Origin of the sequence: Paracoccus haematequi (assembly GCF_900631945.1) — a bacterium.
Classification (GTDB): Bacteria; Pseudomonadota; Alphaproteobacteria; order Rhodobacterales; family Rhodobacteraceae; genus Paracoccus; species Paracoccus haematequi_A.
Window position 1 is genome coordinate 1 of the sequence record NZ_UZWE01000064.1, and the last position, 21,911, is coordinate 21,911.

General features: G+C 66.1%; 13 protein-coding genes, 7 pseudogenes and 1 other annotated feature. Of the genes and pseudogenes, 9 read left to right on the forward strand and 11 right to left on the reverse strand.

Annotated elements, in window-relative coordinates; genetic code table 11:
• Window positions 1-178: 178 nt before the first annotated feature.
• The 5 genes and pseudogenes from istB to PARHAE_RS18785 all read right to left on the reverse strand — a co-directional run.
• A pseudogene (istB, locus tag PARHAE_RS18765) lies at window positions 179-844 on the reverse strand (IS21-like element helper ATPase IstB); the annotation flags it as partial.
• Window positions 834-1,832 (reverse strand): annotated as a pseudogene (gene istA / locus PARHAE_RS18770) (IS21 family transposase); the annotation flags it as partial. The pseudogenes istA and istB, both read right to left, overlap by 11 nt.
• Before the next feature lie 40 nt (window positions 1,833-1,872).
• Window positions 1,873-2,835: a YsnF/AvaK domain-containing protein gene (locus PARHAE_RS18775; RefSeq protein WP_126156075.1), complete on the reverse strand. Its 963-nt coding sequence runs from the start codon at window positions 2,833-2,835 to the stop codon at window positions 1,873-1,875.
• Window positions 2,825-3,244 (reverse strand): YsnF/AvaK domain-containing protein, encoded by a 420-nt coding sequence (locus tag PARHAE_RS18780; RefSeq protein WP_126156076.1) that lies wholly within the window; start codon window positions 3,242-3,244, stop codon window positions 2,825-2,827. Before PARHAE_RS18780 ends, PARHAE_RS18775 begins: the two co-directional genes overlap by 11 nt.
• Window positions 3,245-3,441: 197 nt before the next feature.
• Window positions 3,442-4,023 carry a phosphatase PAP2 family protein gene (locus tag PARHAE_RS18785; RefSeq protein ID WP_126156077.1) on the reverse strand — a complete coding sequence of 194 codons (582 nt, stop codon included), beginning with the start codon at window positions 4,021-4,023 and terminating at the stop codon, window positions 3,442-3,444.
• A 258-nt stretch (window positions 4,024-4,281) separates the two neighbouring features.
• Between PARHAE_RS18785 and PARHAE_RS18790 the strand changes: the two genes are divergently transcribed.
• Window positions 4,282-4,659 (forward strand): response regulator, encoded by a 378-nt coding sequence (locus PARHAE_RS18790; protein WP_126156078.1) that lies wholly within the window; start codon window positions 4,282-4,284, stop codon window positions 4,657-4,659.
• Between the two features lie 91 nt (window positions 4,660-4,750).
• Here PARHAE_RS18790 and PARHAE_RS18795 read toward each other — a convergent pair whose 3' ends face one another.
• Window positions 4,751-6,724 carry a PAS domain-containing protein gene (locus PARHAE_RS18795; RefSeq protein ID WP_126156079.1) on the reverse strand — a complete coding sequence of 658 codons (1,974 nt, stop codon included), beginning with the start codon at window positions 6,722-6,724 and terminating at the stop codon, window positions 4,751-4,753.
• Window positions 6,725-7,082: 358 nt separating this feature from the next.
• Between PARHAE_RS18795 and PARHAE_RS22200 the strand changes: the two are divergent.
• A pseudogene (locus PARHAE_RS22200) lies at window positions 7,083-7,571 on the forward strand (FAD/NAD(P)-binding protein); the annotation flags it as partial.
• A 497-nt stretch (window positions 7,572-8,068) separates the two neighbouring features.
• A pseudogene (locus PARHAE_RS22205) lies at window positions 8,069-8,236 on the forward strand (VirB8/TrbF family protein); the annotation flags it as partial.
• A 54-nt stretch (window positions 8,237-8,290) separates the two neighbouring features.
• On the opposite strand, the pseudogene PARHAE_RS18810 reads toward PARHAE_RS22205, so the two are convergent.
• Window positions 8,291-9,516: pseudogene (locus tag PARHAE_RS18810) on the reverse strand (IS3 family transposase); the annotation flags it as partial.
• Window positions 9,119-9,235, reverse strand: a sequence feature (AL1L pseudoknot). (Overlaps the previous pseudogene by 117 nt.)
• Window positions 9,517-9,721: 205 nt before the next feature.
• Between PARHAE_RS18810 and PARHAE_RS18815 the strand changes: the two are divergent.
• A pseudogene (locus PARHAE_RS18815) lies at window positions 9,722-9,838 on the forward strand (IS110 family transposase); the annotation flags it as partial.
• A 157-nt stretch (window positions 9,839-9,995) separates the two neighbouring features.
• Here the strand turns inward: PARHAE_RS18815 and PARHAE_RS18820 are convergent.
• The 3 genes and pseudogenes from PARHAE_RS18820 to PARHAE_RS18830 form a co-directional block, all read right to left on the reverse strand.
• Window positions 9,996-10,331 (reverse strand): annotated as a pseudogene (locus tag PARHAE_RS18820) (transposase); the annotation flags it as partial.
• 111 nt (window positions 10,332-10,442) lie between these two features.
• Window positions 10,443-12,554, reverse strand: a complete 2,112-nt coding sequence (gene pbpC, locus PARHAE_RS18825; protein WP_420899423.1) for a penicillin-binding protein 1C — start codon at window positions 12,552-12,554, stop codon at window positions 10,443-10,445.
• Window positions 12,529-18,033, reverse strand: coding sequence for an alpha-2-macroglobulin family protein (locus PARHAE_RS18830; RefSeq protein WP_126156080.1), 5,505 nt, complete (start codon window positions 18,031-18,033; stop codon window positions 12,529-12,531). The genes pbpC and PARHAE_RS18830 overlap by 26 nt, the downstream gene beginning before the upstream one ends.
• 269 nt (window positions 18,034-18,302) lie before the next feature.
• On the opposite strand from PARHAE_RS18830, the gene PARHAE_RS18835 reads away from it, so the two are divergent.
• Genes PARHAE_RS18835 through PARHAE_RS18855 form a run of 5 tightly spaced genes read left to right on the forward strand, consistent with a single transcriptional unit; the run spans window position 18,303 to window position 21,134 of the window.
• Window positions 18,303-18,992: a hypothetical protein gene (locus tag PARHAE_RS18835; protein WP_126156081.1), complete on the forward strand. Its 690-nt coding sequence runs from the start codon at window positions 18,303-18,305 to the stop codon at window positions 18,990-18,992.
• Window positions 18,989-19,579, forward strand: a complete 591-nt coding sequence (locus PARHAE_RS18840; RefSeq protein WP_126156082.1) for a hypothetical protein — start codon at window positions 18,989-18,991, stop codon at window positions 19,577-19,579. The genes PARHAE_RS18835 and PARHAE_RS18840 overlap by 4 nt, the downstream gene beginning before the upstream one ends.
• A gap of 22 nt (window positions 19,580-19,601) precedes the next feature.
• Entirely contained in the window at window positions 19,602-20,186 is a 585-nt protein-coding gene (locus tag PARHAE_RS18845) for a hypothetical protein (protein ID WP_126156083.1), read from the forward strand.
• Between the two features lie 17 nt (window positions 20,187-20,203).
• Window positions 20,204-20,725, forward strand: a complete 522-nt coding sequence (locus PARHAE_RS18850; protein ID WP_126156084.1) for a hypothetical protein — start codon at window positions 20,204-20,206, stop codon at window positions 20,723-20,725.
• A 19-nt stretch (window positions 20,726-20,744) separates the two neighbouring features.
• Window positions 20,745-21,134: a hypothetical protein gene (locus PARHAE_RS18855; RefSeq protein ID WP_126156085.1), complete on the forward strand. Its 390-nt coding sequence runs from the start codon at window positions 20,745-20,747 to the stop codon at window positions 21,132-21,134.
• A gap of 112 nt (window positions 21,135-21,246) precedes the next feature.
• Here the strand turns inward: PARHAE_RS18855 and PARHAE_RS18860 are convergent, their stop codons facing one another.
• Window positions 21,247-21,711, reverse strand: coding sequence for a hypothetical protein (locus tag PARHAE_RS18860; RefSeq protein WP_126156086.1), 465 nt, complete (start codon window positions 21,709-21,711; stop codon window positions 21,247-21,249).
• Window positions 21,712-21,911 lie beyond the last annotated feature (200 nt).

Consider the following 21,911-nt stretch of genomic DNA (forward strand, 5'->3'; position numbering starts at 1 on the left):
AAGCCCCGCATAAGATACGTCGTTAACGACGTCGCTATGCACGTGTCTTAGCCGATCACCCCACGCTCAGGCAGGCGGTGGCAACCGGGCGGTTACGTTCAGGCGGCGCTGTTCTATGCACCACTATCTGCCCTCTTCATGAGGCATCGCTCGGGCCCATGATAACGGTTGCGACGTTAGAGGTGGTCATCTTGGCATCGCCGAAGACCGTGGCCCATTCGCTGAAGCTGAGGTTCGTGGTGATGATGACGCTGGTGCGCTCGTAGAGCTTACTCAGAAGATGGAAGAGCAGCGCCCCGCCCGAGGCGCTGAACGGCAGGTATCCCAGCTCATCGAGGATCACGAGATCGAGGCGGGTCAGGCTTTCGGCAATCTGCCCGGCCTTGCCCTTGGTCTTCTCCTGTTCGAGGGCATTGACCAGTTCGATGGTGGAGAAGAAGCGAACCTTGCGGCGGTGGTGCTCGATAGCCTGGACGCCAAGGGCGGTTGCGGCGTGAGTCTTGCCGGTGCCCGGACCGCCAATCAGGACCACGTTCTGAGCCCCGTCCATGAACTCGCAGCGGTGCAGTTGTCGCACCGTGGCTTCGTTGATCTCGCTGGCGGCAAAGTCGAAGCCTGAGAGGTCCTTGTATGCCGGGAAGCGTGCGGCCTTCATGTGATAGGCGATGGAGCGGACCTCGCGCTCGGCCAGTTCGGCTTTCAGCAGTTGAGACAGGATCGGCACGGCTGCGTCAAAGGCCGGCGCCCCTTGCTCGATCAGGTCCGTCACGGCCTGCGCCATGCCATGCATCTTCAGGCTGCGAAGCATGATGACGATGGCGCCGCTGGCAGGATCATGACGCATGACGGCCCCCTGCAACGGAGGTGCGCAGGCCGTCGTAGCGTTCGACATTGGCCTTTGGCTCACGGCGCAGGGCCAGGGCCTGCGGGGTATCGAGGGGCGGCCCGCCAATGACCTTGCCATCGACCAGCCGGTGCAACAGGTTCAGCACATGGGTCTTGGTCGCCACGCCCTCGGCCAGGGCCAATTCCACAGCCGTCAGCACGGCCTGTTCGTCGTGCTGAAGAACCAGGGCAAGGATGTCGACCATCTCCCGATCACCGCCGGGCTTGCGCAGCATCTGCTCCTGCAACTGCCGGAAGGCAGGCGGGAACTCGGCAAAGGGCGCGCCATTGCGCAACGCCCCGGGCTTGCGCTGAAGAACAGCCAGGTAATGCCGCCAGTCATAGATCGTCCGCGGTGGCAGCTTGTGGCTGCGCTGGATGATGCGGCAATGTTCGCACAGGATGTTGCCCTCGGCCGCCACGACCAGCCGGTCCGGATAGATCCGCAGGCTGACAGGCCGGTTCGCGAATGACGCCGGCACGCTGTAGCGATTGCGCTCGAAGCTGATCAGGCAGGTGGGCGAGACGCGCTTGCTGAGTTCGATGAAGCCGTCAAAGGCCGGCGGCAACGGCATCAATGCGGCCCGCTCCTCAGCCCAGACATCGGCAATGGTGCCCGGCAGCGTGCCGTGCGGGGTCTCTTGCCACACCTCCAGGCAGCGCTGTTCCAGCCAAGCGTTCATCATGGCAAGGTCGGGAAAGTCCGGCATCTCCTGCAGGATCTGGTGGCGGGAGTCCTGAACGTTCTTCTCGACCTGACCCTTCTCCCAGCCTGCGGCCGGATTGCAGAACTCCGGCTCGAAGACATAGTGATTGGCCATGGCGAGAAAGCGGAGGTTGACCTGCCGCTCCTTGCCGCGACCGACACGATCCACCGCCGTCTTCATGTTGTCATAGATGCCGCGCTCGGGCACGCCGCCAAAGACACGGAACGCGTGCCAGTGAGCCCCGCACTTGCGGGGCCAAATCATGTGATCAAATCAAGCCTCAGGGCTTGCGATTGTCATAATCCCGGCTTCCCACTTCGGGGTCCAGACCTTGGCGGTTCGGCCCATCACGATCGTCGTCGATCTCGACTTCGGTGCGTCGGACGGTGTCCGAGACTGTTTCGCGGTGTGTTTCGCTGGTCTTGCGGAGTTCGATCTCCTCGACCACGCGGGCTTCCTTTTGAACGACCGCTTCTTCGCGGTATTCTTCAGCTTCGATCGTGCGGTCCTGGAAAGCAGTATCCGCGTTTGTCAGAGGACGGTCGACAGGCCGGCGCTCGACCTCAACTCGCTCCTCGCGCAGGTCGACGCTTTCGCTGACGGGCTCTTCGACGGTATAGGCGCGAACCCGGACACGGCCATGGCCGGTTTCGCGCTTGCCGACGCGAAGACGTTCCTCCACGATAGGGATCGTCTCGTCTCCGCGCAGATCCCGACCTTGCCGCAAGGACGCATCAGCGCCCGCGCTGTCCTCGTCAACATAGGAACTGTCCAGATCACCCGTTGCACCCGCACGGGCGCCATAGGCGGATGCCGTGCTGCCCGAGGCATAGCTGCTGGACTTGTAATCGCTCCAGCCCTCTGAGCGCCAGCTTTCTTCACGCTCTTCAAGATTGATGCTGCCTTCGTCGTCGAGAATATCCAGGGCGGTCTCGTAATCGGCCCCGGACAGCCCTGTCACGGTCACCAGATAGCCGCCGCGCGACAGCCCTTCGGCATAGGAATACCGATCTTCATCGGGAAAGAAGAAATCCTCGAGACCATCCCAAAAACCTTTGTTGCGCTCTTCAACGGTGCCCGCGCGAGAAGCGGTGTCACTCCCCCCTGCCACTTGCCGGATGCGTTCCGAGGTTATCCCTGCCTGGCTCAGCCGCTCGACCGCGCGCTGCGCCTCGGCCTGGCTATCGAACATGGCAGAAACGGACAGCGTGCCGGAAGAACCGGATTCAGTCTCATAGGTCATCTTGATCGTCCTTTTGGTATGGCTGTTCCAGATCGGCGGGCAAGCGCTCGATCTGGACGGTTTGGCGACGGGTTGTCGCGGGCACGTCAATTGTCTCTTTATGTTCGATACGGCGAACATGGATTTCTTCACGAAGATAGAGTTCGCGCGTGACAACCAGGCGCTCTTCGACCACAGGGATGATGGTCACTTCGCCTTCCGTCACGACGTCCGGGATTGTGTCGATCCGACGGTCCATCGGCACCCGGACCACATCAACCTCAACGCTCGCAAGGTCAGTTGGCAGGAGGTGGTTTATCTCCTCGGTTTGAGTGGCGATCCTGACACGACCGCTGACAACCCGCCGGGTCGAGACAGTGGCTGTTTCTTCAACAACGGGAATGAAATCGCGCTCTGTTTCGTCGGCCATTCTCGTCCCCGTCGTCAACGATGATCAACGGATAGACAGGAATTGCGTTCCGCAAATCTGACGCGATTTCGCGTAGCAATCGATCGGCAGGATGGGCTTTTCTGCTGTTCGGTCTCTTTTCAGGCGCGCGACGACAACAGGCATTATCTCCTCCCGATGTGATGCCTGAAAAGCGCCAGTAACCCCAGAGGGTTCATTCACTTTTCCGGATAGAGCCTTTTCACGATCATCGCCGCGGACAGGCCGAGAAGTGTCCCTGCAGCAATATCGATCGGGTAGTGCTTGGCACGCGGCACCTGAACACCTGCAATCAGGCTGGCTGCCAGGAAAGCCGGAACGGCCGTCTTTGGGATATCGGAGGCTATGATCGCTGCAACAGCGACAGCACCGGCGGTATGGCCGGAGGGGAAGGATGTATCGTGACCGCCCTCGGTTTCCCCAGGTTTGCAGACATAGTCCTCACCCTCCAGCATCACACCTGGTCTGGTGCGTCGAAACCGGTTCTTGATCGCCCTCTTGATGCTGTTTGCCAGCACATGGGCAGCCATCATCCGCACACCCGTTCGGGCCAGGTGGGGACGATCGGAGATGAGCCCGGCCGTCATGACGCCGCCACAAACCAGCGACAACGGGATCTGGTCCGCGATCTCGCTCACCAAGCCTAATGACGTGACAACCGGATGATGGCGATAGCGGCCAGCGTCCTGTGCGATAGACTTGTCGGCCTCCTCGATAGCCGTGATCGTGTCCGGGACTGACTGCTCATCGCTCTTGGTCATGCCGCTATCTTTTCCATGAGGGTTGCCGGTGATTGACGGCGCATAACCGACCTGCTTCTGGCCCGGTTCCGTGATCAAAAATCAACCGCCCGCAAGGACGACAACGCTCGGATACGGTTTCCCCAGACAAATCAATCCTTATGAGCGAAAGCCATTGTGGTGGTGGGCAAGCCCACATCGGATCAATCTATCTGCACATTGGAACTCCAACGGATTTGCAGCCTTTCCCTTGGCAGGCTGCGAAGGACCTCTCAGATCATGGACCGTTTCGGACGATATGCCCTGGTGGCGGACGATGAGCCATTGATCCGGATGGATGTTGAGGCGATCCTGACAGAGGCGGGGTTTCAGGTGCTGACCGCTGCCGGAGCCGATGAGGCCCTGGACATCCTGTTCAGCCGCGGCCCGGAGATCGAGCTGCTCTTCACCGATGTCCAGATGCCGCCGGGAACAATGACCGGCTACGACCTGGCCCGGCGCTGCGCCGGAGACATGCCGCAAATCGCGATCCTGGTCGCCTCTGGGGCCCAGCGGCCTGAGCCCGGCACCCTGCCTGAGGGTGCCCTGTTCCTTGATAAGCCCTTCAGTCCTGATCAGGTCCTGCGATGTCTATCCCAGCTTCTCCCCAACCGCTGACGACGAAAGCCAGCAGAATGGCCACGCCAGAGGACAGGGCTTTCCTCTGAACCCGCTTTCCCTGGCACGAACGATGTCCGCAGGACAGCGGCTAGGCCGTCCCAGCTCCCGTCGACACCGTGAACTGCGCTCCCTGAGCGGTGTTGATCGCCTCGACCGTGGCTTCCATCTGGCTGCTCAGCGAGACGATCAGGCGCATGCCGAGGCCTGCCTGGCTCCTCATGTCAAAGCCATCGGGCAATCCGCGACCCTGGTCTGCCACGACAAGCGTGAAGCCTTCCTTGTCCTGGCCTGGTCCGAAGTGAACCTGGATCGGGACAGGCTCGTCTCCGCGCCGTGCATGCTTCAGGGCATTGGTCAGAAGCTCGCTCGCAATCAGTCCGAGTGGCAGCGCCTGATCGATGGGCAGGAGCATCGTCATGGCCTCGACCGTGATCTGCGCGTTTCCAGAGCCCAGTGAGGATGCGATGTCTTGTGTCAGCCGCTGCAGGTATCCCCCGAACTCGACCGTATCCATGTTCGCCGAGCGGTAAAGCTGCTCGTGGATACGGGCCACGCTTAGAACACGGGTCGATGCCTCGGCCAGGGCGTCCTTTGCCTCTCGCGACGAGACGGCCCGCTCCTGCATGCGCAGCAGCCCCCCGACCATCGACAGGCTGTTCTTGATGCGGTGGTCGATCTCCCGGGATAGAAGATCCTTGTCGGCCAGGGCACGCCGCAGTCGCTCTTCCGCCAGGACATGGGTGGTGACATCCTGCACGATGCCGACCAGACGCACGGGGCGCCCTTCGGCAAAGGTCGTCCGTCCGTAGGCAGCAACCCAACGGGTGTCTTTGTCCGAACGGCGCAGGACGCGATACTGTGCTGCAGAACGTCCATCGCCCTGCGGGTCGAGCGCTTGATCGAGCGAGGCCTGCATCGCTGCCTGATCCTCGGGATGTATGCCCTCCGCGAAGGTCGCAAAGCTGACCGGCTCCTCGGCCCCAATGCCCCAGATGTCGCGGATGCGCCCGTCCCATTCGATTGTGCCGGTGACCAGGTCATGGTCGAAAAGCCCGAGCGCCGCCGCATCGACCGCAATGCTGAGGCGCTCCTCGCTCTGGGCCACGGCCTGCTCTGCAAGCTTGCGCTCGTGGATATCCTCGGTTGCGCCATACCACATCGCGATCCCGCCCCGCGCATCCTGCCAGGGATGGGCATGGCTGCGCATCCAGCGAAAATCGCCATTCGCCATGCGGACACGATGTTCGATGTCAAAGGACGTGCCCATCTCGATGGCGTCCCTCCAGGCCGAAAGGGAGGCAGAGCGATCATCGGGATGGATCGCTTCAAGCCAACCCTCTCCTTCCGCGTCCTGAAGCGTCAGGCCTGTCAGGTCGAGCCATCGCTCGTTGAACTCGACGATCCGGCCCTCCGCATCGGCCGCCCAGGGGATCTGCGGGTTGAGTTCGACCGCGCGCCGCAGATGGGCTTCCCGCTGGGCCAGTTCGCTGCCGAGTTCCTCGATCCTGCTGCGCGCTGCTTCCTTGTCGATCGCCACCCCGAGAGTATTGGCGAGCGCCTGCAGAAAATGGATGTCATGCGGATTGAACGCGCCAGGGTCGCGGCTATCAGCTTCGAGAACCCCGAACGGCACGCCTTCGCCCTGGATGATCACGTTGACCGCGCGCTTGACCCCGTGATCCGCCATCAGCTTCGGGGTGCGGAAACGCTTTTCTTCTGAGAGATGGTTGGAAATCACCGGCTCGCCTGTCTTGAAGGCGTAGCCTGCGGGGCTTTCCAGATCCGCTCCGATCCGGGCATGTCCGACCAACCCGGGCCTCCAGCCGATCCCCGCGCGCAGAAGAAGAGCGTTCTCCTTGGGCAAGGGTTCGAGCACCTTTGCAAAGCCCACTTCAAGCCCATCCGCTGCAATGCGACACGCTTCATCCAGAATGGCTTGCAACGTATTGTTCTTGAGGGCGAAGCGGCCGAATTCAGCAATCAGCGCCTGTTGGGCCAGACGCCGTTCAAGCTCAGGAACAGGCGGGTTGGAGGAGTCGTCGGCCGGGGTCTCTGCGATCATGACCGTTCCAATATCACCGCGAGAATACAGGGAACAAGAAGAGAACCCCGTATCCGCGTCAAGGGGTTTTCACAAGATGCCCTGTGTCGCGAGACTGCCTGGTCCGCATGGGTCGTGTTCGGCGGCGAACAGGGTCGGCGCGGGAGTGCCCTCTTCTCGTGTTCGCCCGCTGGAGACGTCGCCTCGGGGGTGCGTATCGGACAGGACTTCCTCATGGATGGAGACCAGCCACCGGGTGATAAAGCTACCGGCGCGACACACAAAGATGGCAAGTCGCCAACGCCTTGGAACCCGGCTTCAAGATGCGCATTTCGCTGCAACGGGCAGAGCCTGTAGGCTGCTCCAAGGGAAAGTTCAGATGACGGCACGACGAGCAGTTGCGATTATCGGCACAGGCCCTACCGGGATCTACAGTCTGAAACATCTGCTCAGCGCAGGGCTTCCGCTTGATGTCACGCTTTATGAGCGAGGTCCGCGCGCAGGGATCGGCATGCCCTATTCGCCGGAGACGGCCAACAAGTCGATGCTGGCCAATATCGCCAGCATCGAGATCCCGCCTGTCGTCAGCACTTACCTGGAATGGCTCGAGGCGCAGCCGTCGGCACGATTGGCATCCTATGGCCTCGACACAGAGGATCTGGACGACCGTCAGTTCACGCCGCGGCTTTTGCTGGGCGAATACTTCCGCGATCAACTGCTTGATCTCGTGCAGGACGCCCGTGCCGCGGGTCACAGGATCGCCATCCGTGAAAATACCGAGGTCCTGGACATCGGCGCAGGCGAAGAGGGACTGACCACGACGACCCTGGCTGTCCGGGACGGCCCGTTCGACCAGGTAATTGTGGCAACAGGACACCAGTTCCCCGACACGGACGAGGCCACGCAGACCTACTTTCCCAGTCCCTGGTCAGGGCTGATCGAGACGGCCATTCCTGCAGTCAGGGTCGGCATCATGGGAACCTCGCTCAGCTCGATCGACGCGGCCATGGCCGTGGTCAACCAGCATGGGCGGTTCCGCAGCAGGAATGGCGCGCTCCGTTTCGATCTGGATCCGGCCTCGTCCGACCTCGAGGTCATTCTGATGTCGCGCACCGGCGTGCTGCCCGAAGCGGATTTCTATTGTCCCATCCCCTATGAGCCTTTGACGTTTGTCACCGGCCCCGCACTGACGGCCTGCCTCAAAGCCGCCAATCCCCTTGATGCCGTGTTCGATCTGATCAAGGCCGAAATCACGCAGGCCGATCCTGCCTTCGCCCTGCGCCTCGGGTTGAAAGCCCTGACGGCCGACAGCTTCACGGATGCCTATTTCGCGAGCCGTGAAACCTCCGATCCCTTCGAATGGGCATGCAGTCGCTGGTCTATGCCTATGTGCGCGACCGCGAAACCTACAACCAGCTCGACAATGACCTGCGCATCGAGGGCGTCTTTGCCCGCTCCACGGGTCAGGCCGCAACGTCGCTCCAGGATCTCTGGAACGAACAAAACCCGGAGTTTCCACCCAAAATCTACGGGGAAAACGCCCGCATCGACGTGGCCGTCTCCTCGATCTCCGACATTGGCAACAACCGCGCACATGGGTTCAGTTTCCAGAGCTGCGTAGAAGTTGGCCTCGGCTTCTGCTGGCGGGATGTTCCCGATGGGCTCGAGAAGACGACGGTTGTTGAACCAGTCCACCCATTCGAGCGTCGCGTATTCAACGGCTTCCAAGCTTCGCCATGGGCCACGGCGGTGGATGACCTCAGCCTTGAACAGGCCATTGATCGTCTCGGCCAAGGCGTTGTCGTAACTGTCGCCGACGCTGCCCACCGAGGGTTCGATACCGGCTTCCGCCAAGCGCTCAGTGTAGCGAATAGACAGGTATTGCGAGCCCCTGTCGCTGTGGTGAACCAGCCCCATGCCCTTTCCGGGGCGGCGATCATGCACCGCCTGTTCCAAGGCATCGAGAACGAACCCCGCATGCGCCGAACTGCTGACGCGCCAGCCAACGATCTTGCGAGCATAGGCATCGATGACAAAGGCGACATAGACGAACCCCTTCCAGGTGGCGACATAGGTGAAATCCGATACCCAAAGCATGTTCGGGGCCGGAACGCGGAACTGGCGGTTCACCTTGTCCAGCGGACAGGGGGCTTTCTTGTCCGGGATCGTCGTCCTGTGCGGCTTGCCGCGGATAACGCCCTGAATACCCATGCTCTTCATTAGCCGTGCCACGGTGCATCGGGCGACATCGAAACCTTCGCGGCCCAGCTGCCGCCAAACCTTCCGGACGCCATAGACTCGCCAGTTCTCTTCGAAGACACGAAGGATCTCGGGGCGCAGCGCTTCGTCCTGACGTGCCCGATCAGACAGCCGAGACGGATCGGCCCGCTTCGCCAGATGATCATAGTAGGTGGACGGGGCGATCGGCAGTATGTTGCAGATCGGCTCGACCCCGTGCGCATCCCGATGCGCGTCGATGAAACCCACCATCACTTCGATCGGCGGTCAAGCTCCGCCATCGCAAAATACGCTGACGCCTTGCGAAGGATCTCGTTCGCCTGGCGCAGCTCGCGGTTCTCGCGTTCCAGCGCCTTCATCTTCTCGGCCATCTCGCTGGAGACGCCCGGACGCTTGCCGCTATCAACCTCGGCCTTCTTGACCCAATCGTTCAAGGTCTGAGGCGCACAGCCGATCTTCGCCGAAATCGACATGACCGCCTGCCACCGCGATCCATGCTGACCCTCATTGTCCAGGACCAACCGCACCGCGCGGTCACGCACTTCCTGAGAAAACTTGTTCGTTGTCTTGCTCATGATGCTCCACCTTACTCAGGAGTTGGAGCCTCCGGCAAACCCGGCGCGGTTCAATCCGCTTTCCGGCCCGTCTTCGCCCATAACCGAAGGGACGTACCGTGCAATCCGAAATAGTGCAGCAGCACGGCGTTGATGATGTGACCGCCCCCCGACGGCATTTGATGTGCCAGGGTGGGTCTGCAACGATCCACAAAGGGGATTGGTCATGTCGGAGATTATCACGGTCGGGCTTGATCTTGCGAAGAATGTGTTCCAGGTGCATGGAGCCGACGGCGTAGGACGAGCCGTTCTGCGCAAGAAGTTGCGGCGGGCTCAAGTGCTAGAGGGCACCTCGATTTTTGACCGCTTGCGCTGTTCTTTGGCCGGTTCGACGGCCTGAAGAACGCATGACGCATCTGGGCATGGTGTGGCGTGTTGGCTTCGCGGGCGGAGGACAGCGCCGCCTTTCGGCCCTTACGGGCTGACTTCGGCGCCCCGGATCACGCTGGGCATGGGTTCAGGCGGCGCAGCTGGACGAGGCGACGCATGTTGTAGGCGAGGTTCTTCATCCCAATCTTGGCCTTCGTCCGCACCAGGCCGATGGTGCGCAACAGCGTGCCGCCCATGTCGTTGGTCTGCGCGCCGAAGACATGCTCGACCCGTGCGCGCACCGAGGATTTCGTGCGATTGCTGCCCTTGCCTTGTTCAGTCAGTGGCTTGCCTCGCTTGCCCTTGCGGTGGATGTGGCTCTTCAGCTTGCACGCGCGCAGCCTGGCTTCCATCTCTACGGACCGATACGCCGGATCAGCCCAGACCCCTGCGCCAGTGTTGCCCCGCACCTAGATCTTACCAGATCCGCTCGCACGCTGGGACGGCGGCTTTCAGCGGCTGGTGAGTGACGTTGGCATGGGGCATGCGGGATCCGTAACGGACTTTATGTGCCCGCCTCATCCACCACCTAAGGCCTGGAACTCGACCCGCGCCGAGTTGCCTGCCGCATCCACGACCGACAGCGACGAGAACCCCGAGGGCGCGGGCAGTTCGGCGGATGGATCAGGGATGCCGACCGCCACCGGCGCGCCGTCGAGAAGCCAGCTGTAAGGCGGCGTACCGCCCCGCGCGCGGACGGTCAGGGTGGGGCCGGTCAGTTCCACCTCGGCGCGGTCGGGGGGAAACTGGATCGTCAGCCGATCGGCGACCCGAACCGCCGGGCCGGGAACGGACAACTCGCCCGGCGGGAGGAAGCGCCGCAGTGGACGGGGCAGCGCGGCGTTGGGGACCGTCAGGGCGGCCTGGGGCGGGGGCGGCAGGGGAACCATGCGCGGCCCAAGCGCATCGAACAGGTCGAACAGCACGGGCGCGGCATAATCGCCGCCGAAGGCCCCCGGAACCGGCGTGCCGTCCGGGCGGCCCATCCAGACCCCCGCAACGAAGCGGCCGTCAAATCCCACCGCCAGCGCATCGCGGTGGCCATAGCTGGTGCCGGTCTTGAAGGCCACGCGCCCCGCCGCCTGCCCGCCCGGCGGCGGGATGCCCGCCATCACATTCGCGGCCTGCCACGAGGCGACAGGACCGAAGGCGCGGACGCCCGGCTGCGCGACGCCAGGCCGGTCATGCAGGCGCAGCGACTGGCCGCCGCGCGCAAGGGTCGCATAGCCCTGAACCAGATCGGCAAGGCTGACGCCCGCCCCGCCAAGCACCACCGCAAGGCCCGGCGTGTCGCCCCGCACCCGGATCTCCATCCCCGCGCGGCGGAAGGCCGCCATGACGCGGGCGGGGCCAAGTGCCTCGGCCACGCGGACGACGGGCAGGTTCAAGGATTCCGCCAGCGCCTGCCGGATCGTGACCGTGCCGCGAAAGCGGTTGTCGAAGTTCTGCGGCTGCCAGCGACCGAAGGCGGCGGGGCGGTCCTCGATCAGGGTTTCGGGATGGATCAGCCCCTCGTCGAAGCCCAGGGCATAGACAAAGGGCTTCAGCGTCGATCCGGGCGAACGCAGCGCCCGCGTCATGTCCACGAAACCGCCCGAGGCGCTGTCGGCGAATTGCGCGGCCCCGACCTGGGCCAGGATTTCTCCGCTGCCATGATCGGCCAGCAGGATCGCGGCGGATACGGGATCGGCCTGCCCCGCGACGGCGCGGGCGGCAAGGCGTTCGGCGGTGATCTGAAGGCGGGGGTCGATTGTCGTCTCGATCCGCGTTGCGCCGGGGTTTTCGCGGCGCAGCCGGTCGGTCAGCAGGGCGGCATGGGCAGGAAAGGACCGGCGGTGACGGGGCAGCGGGGTGGCGCGGGCGGTTTCCGCGGCCTCGGCGTCGATGATGCCAAGGGACAGCGCGCGGTCGATCACCCGGTCGCGGGCGACCTGGGCCGCCGCACGGGCCTGCGGCAGGTCGGGGCGGCGGGTTTCGGGCGATTGCGGCAGGGCCACCAGCAGCGCGGCTTCGGCGGGCGTCAGGCGGCGCGGTTCCTTGCCGAACCACATCAGGCTTGCGGCGCGCACCCCTTCGGTGTTGCCGCCGTAGGGCGCAAGCCGCAGGTAGAGGTCGAGGATGCGGTCCTTGCCCAGCCGCCGTTCCAGCGCCAGCGCCACCCGCGCCTGCCGCAGCTTGGCCCGCCAGTCGCCTGCCCTGCCGCGTTCCAGCAGCCGCGCGGTCTGCATCGACAGGGTCGAGGCGCCCGACACGATCCGCCCATACGCGACCGCCTGCCATGCGGCGCGCAGGACGGCGCGGCAGTCCACCCCGTCATGGTCGTGGAAACGCCGATCCTCCCACCCGACCAGCATCGCCAGGAAGCGCGCGTCCACGCCCTGCTGCGGGGGCGCAAGCCGCCACAATCCGTCCCCCACCGGAAAAGCCCGCAGCAGCGTGCCGTCGCGGGCCAGAACCTCGGTCCCGACCGGGACGGACAGGTCGGGCAGGTCCGTCGCGTCGATCCATCGGTCCCAGGCTGCCCGCGCCCGGTCGGCGCCATGGGCCGACAGCGCCAGCACCACCGCAAGGGCGATCAGGCGGCGGCCGGACCGCCGCCCGCCGTCAGGGCGTGATGACGCTGCGGTCACTGTCGGTCCACCCCCGGCGGTCCGGGCGGTACATGTCGGCGACGGTCGCCGCCGGATGGGCGAAATCGCCCGCCGTGACCGCCCGCAGCCGATAGGCCAGCCGGATCGGCTGGTCGTCGTGGATGGTCAGGGCTGCGGCGAAGCGGTCCTGCCGGAACTCGGTCATGTCGGCCCACTCGGTCACTTCCAGCCAATCGAGGCCGCCAAGATCGCCCTGCGTCAGCAGGTTCGGGTTGTCGATCTCGAAGCCCGCGGGCAGCGGGTCGGTGACGATCAGCCGCCCGCCGCTGGCATCAAAGAGGCGAACCTCGACCACCGCCACCAGCCTGGTGCCGCGCGCGACCTGCGCGGGATCGACCGGCTCGCCCTCGGGCGTATAATAGCTGCGGGTGATGCTGAAGGCGGTACCCCCGGCGGGTTGCGCCTCGACGGGCACGGCGGTCGCGCTGACCGTGACCGGCAGGAGCGCGTCACCCGTATTGGCCAGCGACGTTTCCGGCACCGCCCCGACCTCGCCCAGATCCTGCAGGGGCGCGGACAGGGCCGCGCCGTTCAGCGTCAGCCCGCCGCCCGCATCCGGCCCCGCTGTCAGCGCCTGCCCCGCCAGCACGATCCAGGCGGCTTCCTGCGTGGACAGCCGCCCGTCCGTCCCGTCGATCCCGGCGGAAATGGCGGCGACGGTGCCCTCGCGGTCCACGGCATCGCTGCCGGCCTCGGCCGCAAGCGCCAGCATCCCGGCGCGGTCACGCAGCAGCGTGCCGTAATCGGAGCGGAAGCCCGTCGAAGGCTCGGCCCCCTGGTCCGACAAGGCCTGCGCTCGGCGGAACAGCGCATCGGCCCGCGCCTGATCGCCAAGCGCCGCAAGCGCCGCGCCCAGATGGGCCGCAGCCAAGGGCGAGGCGAGATGATCGGCCCCCGTATCGGCGTAATAGCGCAGGTCGCTGACGACAGCCGCGCCTTCGCGCGCAAGGACATAGGCGGCATAGGCGGTGGCCGCGTTGTCGCCCGGATCGGCGAATTGCGGATCGGGGGCGGCGTTCAGCCCGTTCTGCAGGGCCGACAGCGCGTTGCGGAAGGCCGCATCCGGCACGGCATAGCCAAGGGCACGGGCGCGCGACAGGAAATCGGTGACATAGGCATCCAGCCAGCGGTCGCCCGGTTCGGCGGACCAGAGTCCGAAGCCGCCCTCGGGTGTCTGCCGGGTCAGGATCCGGGCGATGGCGTCATCCACCGCCCGCGCATCATCGGGCCGGTTCGGCGCGCCTTCGGGGGCAAGGCTTGCCGCATAAAGCATCGGCATCGCCGCCGAGGCCAGCTGTTCGGTGCATCCATAGGGCCATTCGGCCAGCTGGGCCAGGGCGGCACCTACGTCAAGCGCGGCGAAGGCGCCCGTGGACAGCGTCACCCGCCCGGTGCCGGGGCGGAAATCGCCCAAGCCGGACAGGTCCAGCGGCAGCGCCTGCCCAGGCGCAAGGGTCAGGCGCATGGCGCGGGTCACGGGCGGGTCCAGCCGTTCGACCGGGATCGACAGATCCTTGGTCACGGCCGTGCCGTCCGGCAACCCGGCCGTCAGCCGCAGTTGCGACAGCCCCTGCCGATCCGGCGCGGTCAGGTCCAGCGGCAGGTCGGCCCCCTGCCCTTCCGCCAGCGTCACGCCGGGGGCAAGGTCGGCTGTCAGCGCCACCTCGGCCTCGTTCCCGACCGACAGGCCGACATCCCCCGCGGGACCGGCGGCATGGGTCAGGCGAAGCTGCGCGCTGGCCCGGTCACCCGGCGCAAGGAAGGCGGGCACGGTCGCGGTCACCACCACCGGATCGCGGACCAGCATGGACGCATCTGCCTGCCCCACCGCGCCCTCGGTCCAGGCGACGGCCATCAGGCGCACCTCTCCGTTGAAATCTGGTAATGGTATTTCAACCTTCGCGTGTCCATCGGCATCCAGCGCCAGCGGCCCCGAGAACCAGGCCATCAGCCGTTCGGTCGGCGGCGGCGCCTGCATCTGCATCCCGCCCGCATCGCCCCCGCTTCGCAGCATCCCGTCAGCCGCGCCCGAAGGCAGGATCAACCGCCCATAGAGATCGCGCAGCCCCACCCCCAGCCGACGCTGGCCGAAGTAATGCGCGGTGGCCGAAGGCGGCTGATAGCCGGTCAGGTTCAGGATGCCCTGATCGACGGCCCAGACCGTGGCATGGACCGCCTGCCCCGGCTGCGCGCCGGTGACAGACAGCGTGACGGGCGCGGAACCGCGCGGATCGGCCTCGGCCGGGGCGGTCAGGGTGGCGGACAGCACCCGGTCGCCGGGATCGACCGCCGCCGGGGCGATGCCCAATGCGCGCACGGGCGCATGGCCGCCGTCCCCGGTCAACGGCCGGATCGCGCTTGCAGCGACATAGACGCCCGCATCCCAGTCGTCGGTGACGGGCAGTGAAACCTCATTCCGGCCCACTGTCACCGGCACCGATTGCAGGAAGATCAGCCGGTTCGACATGACCGAGACAAGCGCCACCCCGTCGGCAGCAGCCTCAAGCGTCAGGCGCGCGGTCTCTCCGGGGCGATAGCCGGGCTTGTCCAGCGTCACCCGCAGACGGTCGGGCGTATCGCTGCCCGCGCCGGCTGCGCCCCAGCCCGCGTCGAAGGTGATCGAGCTTTCGGCGCCATCAGGGGTGCGGACGACCAGTTCATAGCTGCCCCAATCGACCGGCACCGACAGCGCGGCAGGCCCTTCGGCCGTGGTGGTCAGCGTGCCGCCGTCCATGCGGCTGCGGCGGGTCACCGGCTCCCAGCTCCAGTCGCCACTAACTGCGAACCACTGGTAATCAGTCTGGACGCGGTTCAGCACCCATTCCACATCGCCCGTCACCGGCCGCAGGTCGCCGCCCAGCGTCACGATGCGGAACCCTGCCGTGGCACCTTCACCCACGCTACCGCCTTCGAAATCGGGGCGGATCCCCGGTGCGCTTCTGCCGGGGGCGAGGATGCGCGCCACGCGCCGTTCGACCGGGCGGCCCGCGCCTTCGCGTACCGACAGGACCAGGGTTGCCTCCCACGGGCGGGCAGCGGACTGAAACCCCGGCGGCAGGTCGATGCGGGCATCGAAGCGGCCTGCGCCGTCTGTGCGGCCGACGGGCATCCCAACCACATCGGCGTCGCTGGCATCGTCATGGCGGCCAAAGACATAGCCTTCCCATCCCGGCAGGCTGCGGGCGGGCGACAGGCGCAATTCGCCCTCGACCGGAAGATCGGCGGCGGGGGCGCCGAACAGCCAGCGGGCGTCGAAACCCACCTGCACCGGCCGGTCTGCTGCAAGGACGCCATCGGGCAGCGTCAGGTCGAAGTCGATCCGCTCTGGGCGGAAATCCTCGACCAGCATCCGGGCCGAGGCAAGGGGCGGGCCGTCCCCTTCCACCCGCAGGTCGATGCGCCAGGCGCCGCGCGGAGCATTGGCGGGGATGAGGAAGTCCAAGACGTGGCCGCCCGCCCCCGCAGGCTGCGGCGACAGGCGCGCATGTTCGACGCCGTCAGGACGGATCACGCGAGCCTGCACGGGCAGGCCGTCCAGGGCACGCGCCCGGCCGTCGCGGGCAAGGATCGTGGCATGGGCGGTTTCCCCTGCCCGATAGGCACCCCGATCCATGGCGACGAACAGGTCGATCGGCGGCGCGGGCGGCGCGCCTTCGACGCCGCGGTCGGACAGGTCGAACTCCGGGTCGATCAGCGACAGGAAGGCCAGATCGGCGATGCCTTCGTCCTGCCGCCGGGTTGCGGTGACGATGCCGGGTGCGGCAGCGCCGGTGCCGCGCACAAGGCCCGCGTCAAACCGGGCAAAGCCCTCGGCATCCGTGACCGCTGACCCCAGCACCGCATTGCCGCGAGAGATCAGCTGCACCTCGACCCCCGCCCGGGCCGCCGCATCGCCAAGGCCCCGCACCGCAACGGTCAACCCGTCGCTGCCCTGGAACGTCGTCATCCCCATGTCCGAGATCATGAACCACTGCGAGGCACGCGGGCTGCGGTCGGTATCCTGCCCCGGCACGGCGGCGTTCAGCACATAAACCCCCGGCCCCAGATCCAACCCCGCCTGCCGCAGGTCGATGCGGGACGCGACCTCGGCATTGACGGGACGTTCACCACCGGCCGATGGCGCGACATCCATCTGGCCGCGCCAGGTTTCGGTCCCCATGCCGTCGGCAAAGCGGTCGGCCTTCCAGTCGTCCAGAGGCGCGGCGAACAGGTTGTCACGCAGCGCCTGCACGATGTTGCGGTCCGACATCCGGAAAAGCGTCAGGTCCACCCGGTCCGTGTTCACCGTCGTCAGCGTCAGTCCGTGATCGCCCGTCGCGGGCAGCACATAGGCCCGCCCCGCAAAGCGCACCAAAGGCGCACGGTCGCGGACATATTGCGACTGCTGTACGGTGCGGCGCAGAGTATCCCCCTGATCCGAGGGAAGCCCTGCGCGCAGGGCGAAACGCAGCACCTCGCCGCGCGGCACGCCGGTGATGCAAAGGTCATAGCCCTCGGCCTCGACCGCCAGGGCCGGGTCGGGCAGTTGCACGAAGGGCCGCAGGTCGATCCCGCGCGCCAGGGGTTCCGAAAAGCTGGCGCAGACCCGTGGCTGGGTACCGTCGGTATCAGCCCGGCTGCCGGTGACGCGGAAACCGTGACGTTCCTCGAAACCCTCGCGCTCGGTGGCCAGGGCAGTGTCGGCGGGATCAGCGGCTGCGGCCAGGCGGATCGCCTGCAGCCCGTCGCGGCCGCGCCCCTCCTCCTCGGCCAGCCTGGCCCAGAGCCGCAGCATCGCGGTGCCCGCCCCCGGATCCCGCATCCAGCCGTTCAGCGCCGCAAGAGCGGCCGACCGCCGCCGCTGGTAATCGCGGTCGCCCCCCGGCTGACCGGCAGCCTCGTCCATGGCCGTGGCAAAGGCCGCCCAATACTCGGTCGCGTCGCTTGCCGCGACGCTTGCCCCCAGCCAGCGGATGCGCGTGTCGGCATCCGCCGCCGTGGCGGCAAGCGCCCGCAGATCGTCCAGGCCGCTGCCATTTTCGCCGGGATAAAGCGTCGCCATCCGCCCGGCCTGTTCCGCCATCTGCCGCCGGTCCTCGGCGCTGATCCAGGGTGCGTCGGACAGTTTTTCCCCTGCCCGCGCCAGCACGGCCTCATTCGTCGCAACCCGGATGCCGGACTGCGCCCCGGCGAAGGGGACCGGATCTCCGGGTTGGGACTTGAGGAAGCAGGCGCGGGAACGGGCGTTCCAGGTCAGCGCCTCGCATCCATCGGTGGCAAGGCAGGCCTGCACGCAGGCCTCCTGCCCGGTCTGGCGGATCATCGACAGGTCGTTGCCGGGCAGATCCGTGTCCGCCTGCAGGACGATGCGCGCCGCAGGCACGACGCCAGGCTCCGGCACCTGCGCCGCCGCCTGCCATGCCAGCATGACGATTGCCACCGCCGGCAGACGCCAGCCCTGTCTTTTACCGCGTGCCATGCCAGCCTCCTTGTTTCGCGATCACATTGCCACAGCTGTGACCGGGCCGGCAATCATGCGGGATCGGGTCCGAACTGCCCTGATAGCGGCTTTTGCCGGCATGAGCCGCCGAGATGGAAGGCGCCTGTTTCGGATCGGCTGGACAGGCGGCCCGGTTCAAGCAAGCATGAAATCAGGTGAACGGCGCGGCACCGGAAAGATTTCAGCCAAGGTATGTCGCTGCCGGAACGTCTTGATGCGAGAAGCCGGCAACGTGCAGGAAGGATGCGATGAACCGGACCCATTGCCTGATCGCCCCGCTGCTTGCGGGAGTGCTGGCCGCCGCACCGGCCCTTGCCCAACCTGACCCGTTTCCCGCCACCATCGGCGCGCCGTATACCGGGCGGATGACTATCCAAGCCTTCCCGGTGGATGGCGGCAAACGCCTTCATCGTGGCAGGGGCGATGCCGAGCTTCGGTTCTCGGCCGTGGATCAGGACCGGATCCTGTTCAGCACCAAGGCGGCACTGGACGACGGCGGCAGCCTTGATCTCAGCGTGACGCTTGTTCCTGAACGGGAGGGCGTCTGGCGCGGCCTGTCGGATGCCGGACCGACCGAGGTCACGGCGGCGGGCCGCGTCCTGTCCGTGACCGAGACGGACGGCTTCCACATGATCCTGACCGGCCGGATCGGACCGGAAAAGGGCGATCTCACCCTGCGCCGCATTCCCACCGAACACGCCGGGTCCGCGCCGGATGCCGGGATGCTGACGGTCTTCCGCTTCGATGTCAGCCTTCCCGCGCCCGGACCTTCACCCCATTCCCAGAAGGACGAGAAGCACGAGCCAGCCTCGACGCCCAAAGGTCGTGGCGAATGCGAGCGGATCGAGTGGCGCCTCGTCAACCGCCCGGTCTGGGGCGGCGGCATGAGCCTGAGCCGGGAGCCCCGTTGCGTGCCGAAACGACCCACCAATGATTGACCATCACCAAGCTTCCGCAATCTCGTGGCGTCACATGGGCAAAGGGAAACGGAGATCATTCGATGACACGCTTGCTTGCACCGCTGCTTCTCTGTTGCATTTTCCTGCTTCCTGTCCCTGCGCAGGCGGGAGAAAATCTGGACGACATGAGCTCGGACCAGATCGCCCAACAGGCCGAGGCGCTGCACCCTTCGGCGCTCTATGTCCTCGCCGCCCGGCTGCTGGCCGAAGGCAAGGGACGAGAGGCGGCGAATTGGATGTATGCCGGGCAGATCCGCTATCGTTTCCTGCTGGCGGCCCCCGGCGCGACGAGTCCGAACGACCGCATCCTGTTCTCGGCGCTGACCGAGCAGGTCGGCAGGCCCGTCAACGAATACATCGCGGGCGACCCCGACGAATGGATCGCGGCGATGGAATGGGCGCTTGCCTGGGACGAGGCCCATGCGAACGGCGTGACCTCCAAGACCGCCCATGCCGCGGAACTGGCCCAGATCCGGCAGGGGTTGACCGATCTCATCGCAAATGTCGATTCACGCCGGGAGGAACTCCGCCGGCACCGCATCGACAACGGGTTGGAAAACCGCTGAACGCATATCGAAGGAGCTGCCCATGACCACACCGACCCGCCTTGCCGCCATCCTGGCGACCGCCCTCTGGCTTGCGCCGGTGCAGGCGCAGACCACGGATCACCTGGGCCTGCCCGGCCCGATCAGCCTGGGGGGCGACAGCTTCGCGCTCGCCTGGTCCGCGCGGCCGGCGGACAACTACATCAAGCAGGAATACCTGCCTGCGGGCCAGGCCTCCGACAGCTACAGCCGCATGGTGCTGGTGGAAACCGTCACCGGTGTCGAGGTGATGGACGCCGTGCGGGCGCAGACCGACACGCTTGGCCTTCGCAAGGAAACCGACCCGCTGGTCAACATGGAGGTCATCCAGAACGAGGCGATGGGCGAGGCACTGCTGGACTTCATCGTCAGCAGCAGGAACGAGGCGGGCGAATATGTCGTCGAATGGAACGCCTATCGTTACGCGCCCTTGACGGGGGAGAGCGGTCCCGGGGTGATGCTGTTCGGCGTCAGCCACCGCGCTTCGGGCAACGAGGCCGCCAAGGCGTTCCTCCAGGATCTTCCCACCCTGCGCCCGACCTGGATCGGGGCACTGACCGGCGCGCCCTTGCCAGAGATTGGCGGCTGACTATGCGCGCCGGTGCCATGGCCATTCTGACCCTGTCGGCGTCGCCCGTGCTGGCGTTTGACGACATGCCGCGCGGGCTTGCCTCGGCCGTGGCAGCAGGGCAGGCACCTGCGCTGCCGGCGACCGGCACCATCATCCCGCCCTATCCCGATGGCCTCACCAGCCTTGGGGGCGCCTGCGTGGGACCACCGGGCAGCACCAGGGAATGCGTGGTGAGCATAGGCACGCTGGACCCGGAAGGCGGCGGCGCACCAATCGCCCTTTACTCGGGACGGCAGGCCGGCCAGGACAGGGAAGGTCGGCTGTTCTGGACTGTGACTGACATCATCGGGCTGCCCACCATCCCCGACGGTCATTTCCTGAACTACAGCATGTGCCGCACTGATCTTGCGGGCCTGCACCCCGTCGCAGTGATGCGCGGCGGCAGCGCCGAGGTCACGCCTGAGAGCACCACGTGGACCGCCGCGCTGGAACTGGACAGCGGGCGCTTTGTCGAGATCGCCGCGGCTGCGATGACCTGCGAGAACCTTTTGCCATGACAAGCCCGGAGGAAGACCGATGAGAAAACCGCCCATGGCCCTGGCTCTGCTGGCCGCCTTGGCCGTTGTCGGACCGGCTGCGGCGCAGGACTATCTTGGCGCCCATCTGGACACGATGCGGGAACACAACCTGCGCCAGCATCAACAGCGGCACGCCCATGACGGCCCCGCTGCGGAACAGCCAGGGAAAGGATCTCGGTCCGGCACCATGTCGCCCGAAGCCGAGGCGCGCGCCCGCGCCGAGGGCGCCCGGATCATGGAGCAGCACAGGCGCGATCTTGAACCCCGCTATCGCATGCGCGTCGAGCGTGACGGCCAGGCGGCGGCGGATGCCTGGCTTGCCCGAGAAGCACGCCAACTGGGGATCCGGACGGGACGGCAGATGCGAGAGAAGTATTCGGGGCAATAGACCGTTGCGGCGCGAGGCGAAGGCACCGACCGACGGGGCGGGCCTTTGTCCATCGGCGGCGGGACAGGGAGATGAGCGCGCCCTGCCCCGAACTGCCGATGGTTGGATCAGTTCACGGCGTCCAGGGCGCGCGGAACCTGTCCAGCAGCATCGTGCCGTCACGCTGGCGCGGGACAAACAGCATGCCGCCGTCCCTTGACCAGAATGGCCCGGCGCGCAGCCGCCAGCCGGCGCTGCCCTTGATCCGGCCCAATCCGGTGCCGTCGCCGATGTCCCAGAACTGGATGCGGTCCCCTGGCGCGCTCGGTTCCGGACGGGCGATGATGCCGGTGGTCGAGATCGCGGCGGGAAAGCCTGATATGCCGCGGTCTTCAAGTTCCGCGACCAGGTTGCCCTTGGCATCCAGCACCACCAGCGGCCTCGCGCCGCCGCCGGCAAGGATGCGCGTGCCTTGGGCTGCAAGGACAGCCTCTCGACCAAGGTTGCCGGGCGGCTTCGGGCTGCCGGGATAGGCGCGCAGATACGGATCATCGATGGGAAAATCCCGGAAGCCGCGCAGGTCGTCGCGATCGGTCACGACCGCATTGCCGCCCGACTCCGTGCAGAACCACCTGGTATCGCCGCAGGCGACTAGCAGCCGGGTTCCGTCCGGCGAGAGGAGCAGCCGCGGAGTCCCGCCGTAACCGCCCGGTTGCCACCGCCTGCCTGAGCGTGGGGTGATCGGCTAAGACACGTGCATAGCGACGTCGTTAACGACGTATCTTATGCGGGGCTTTC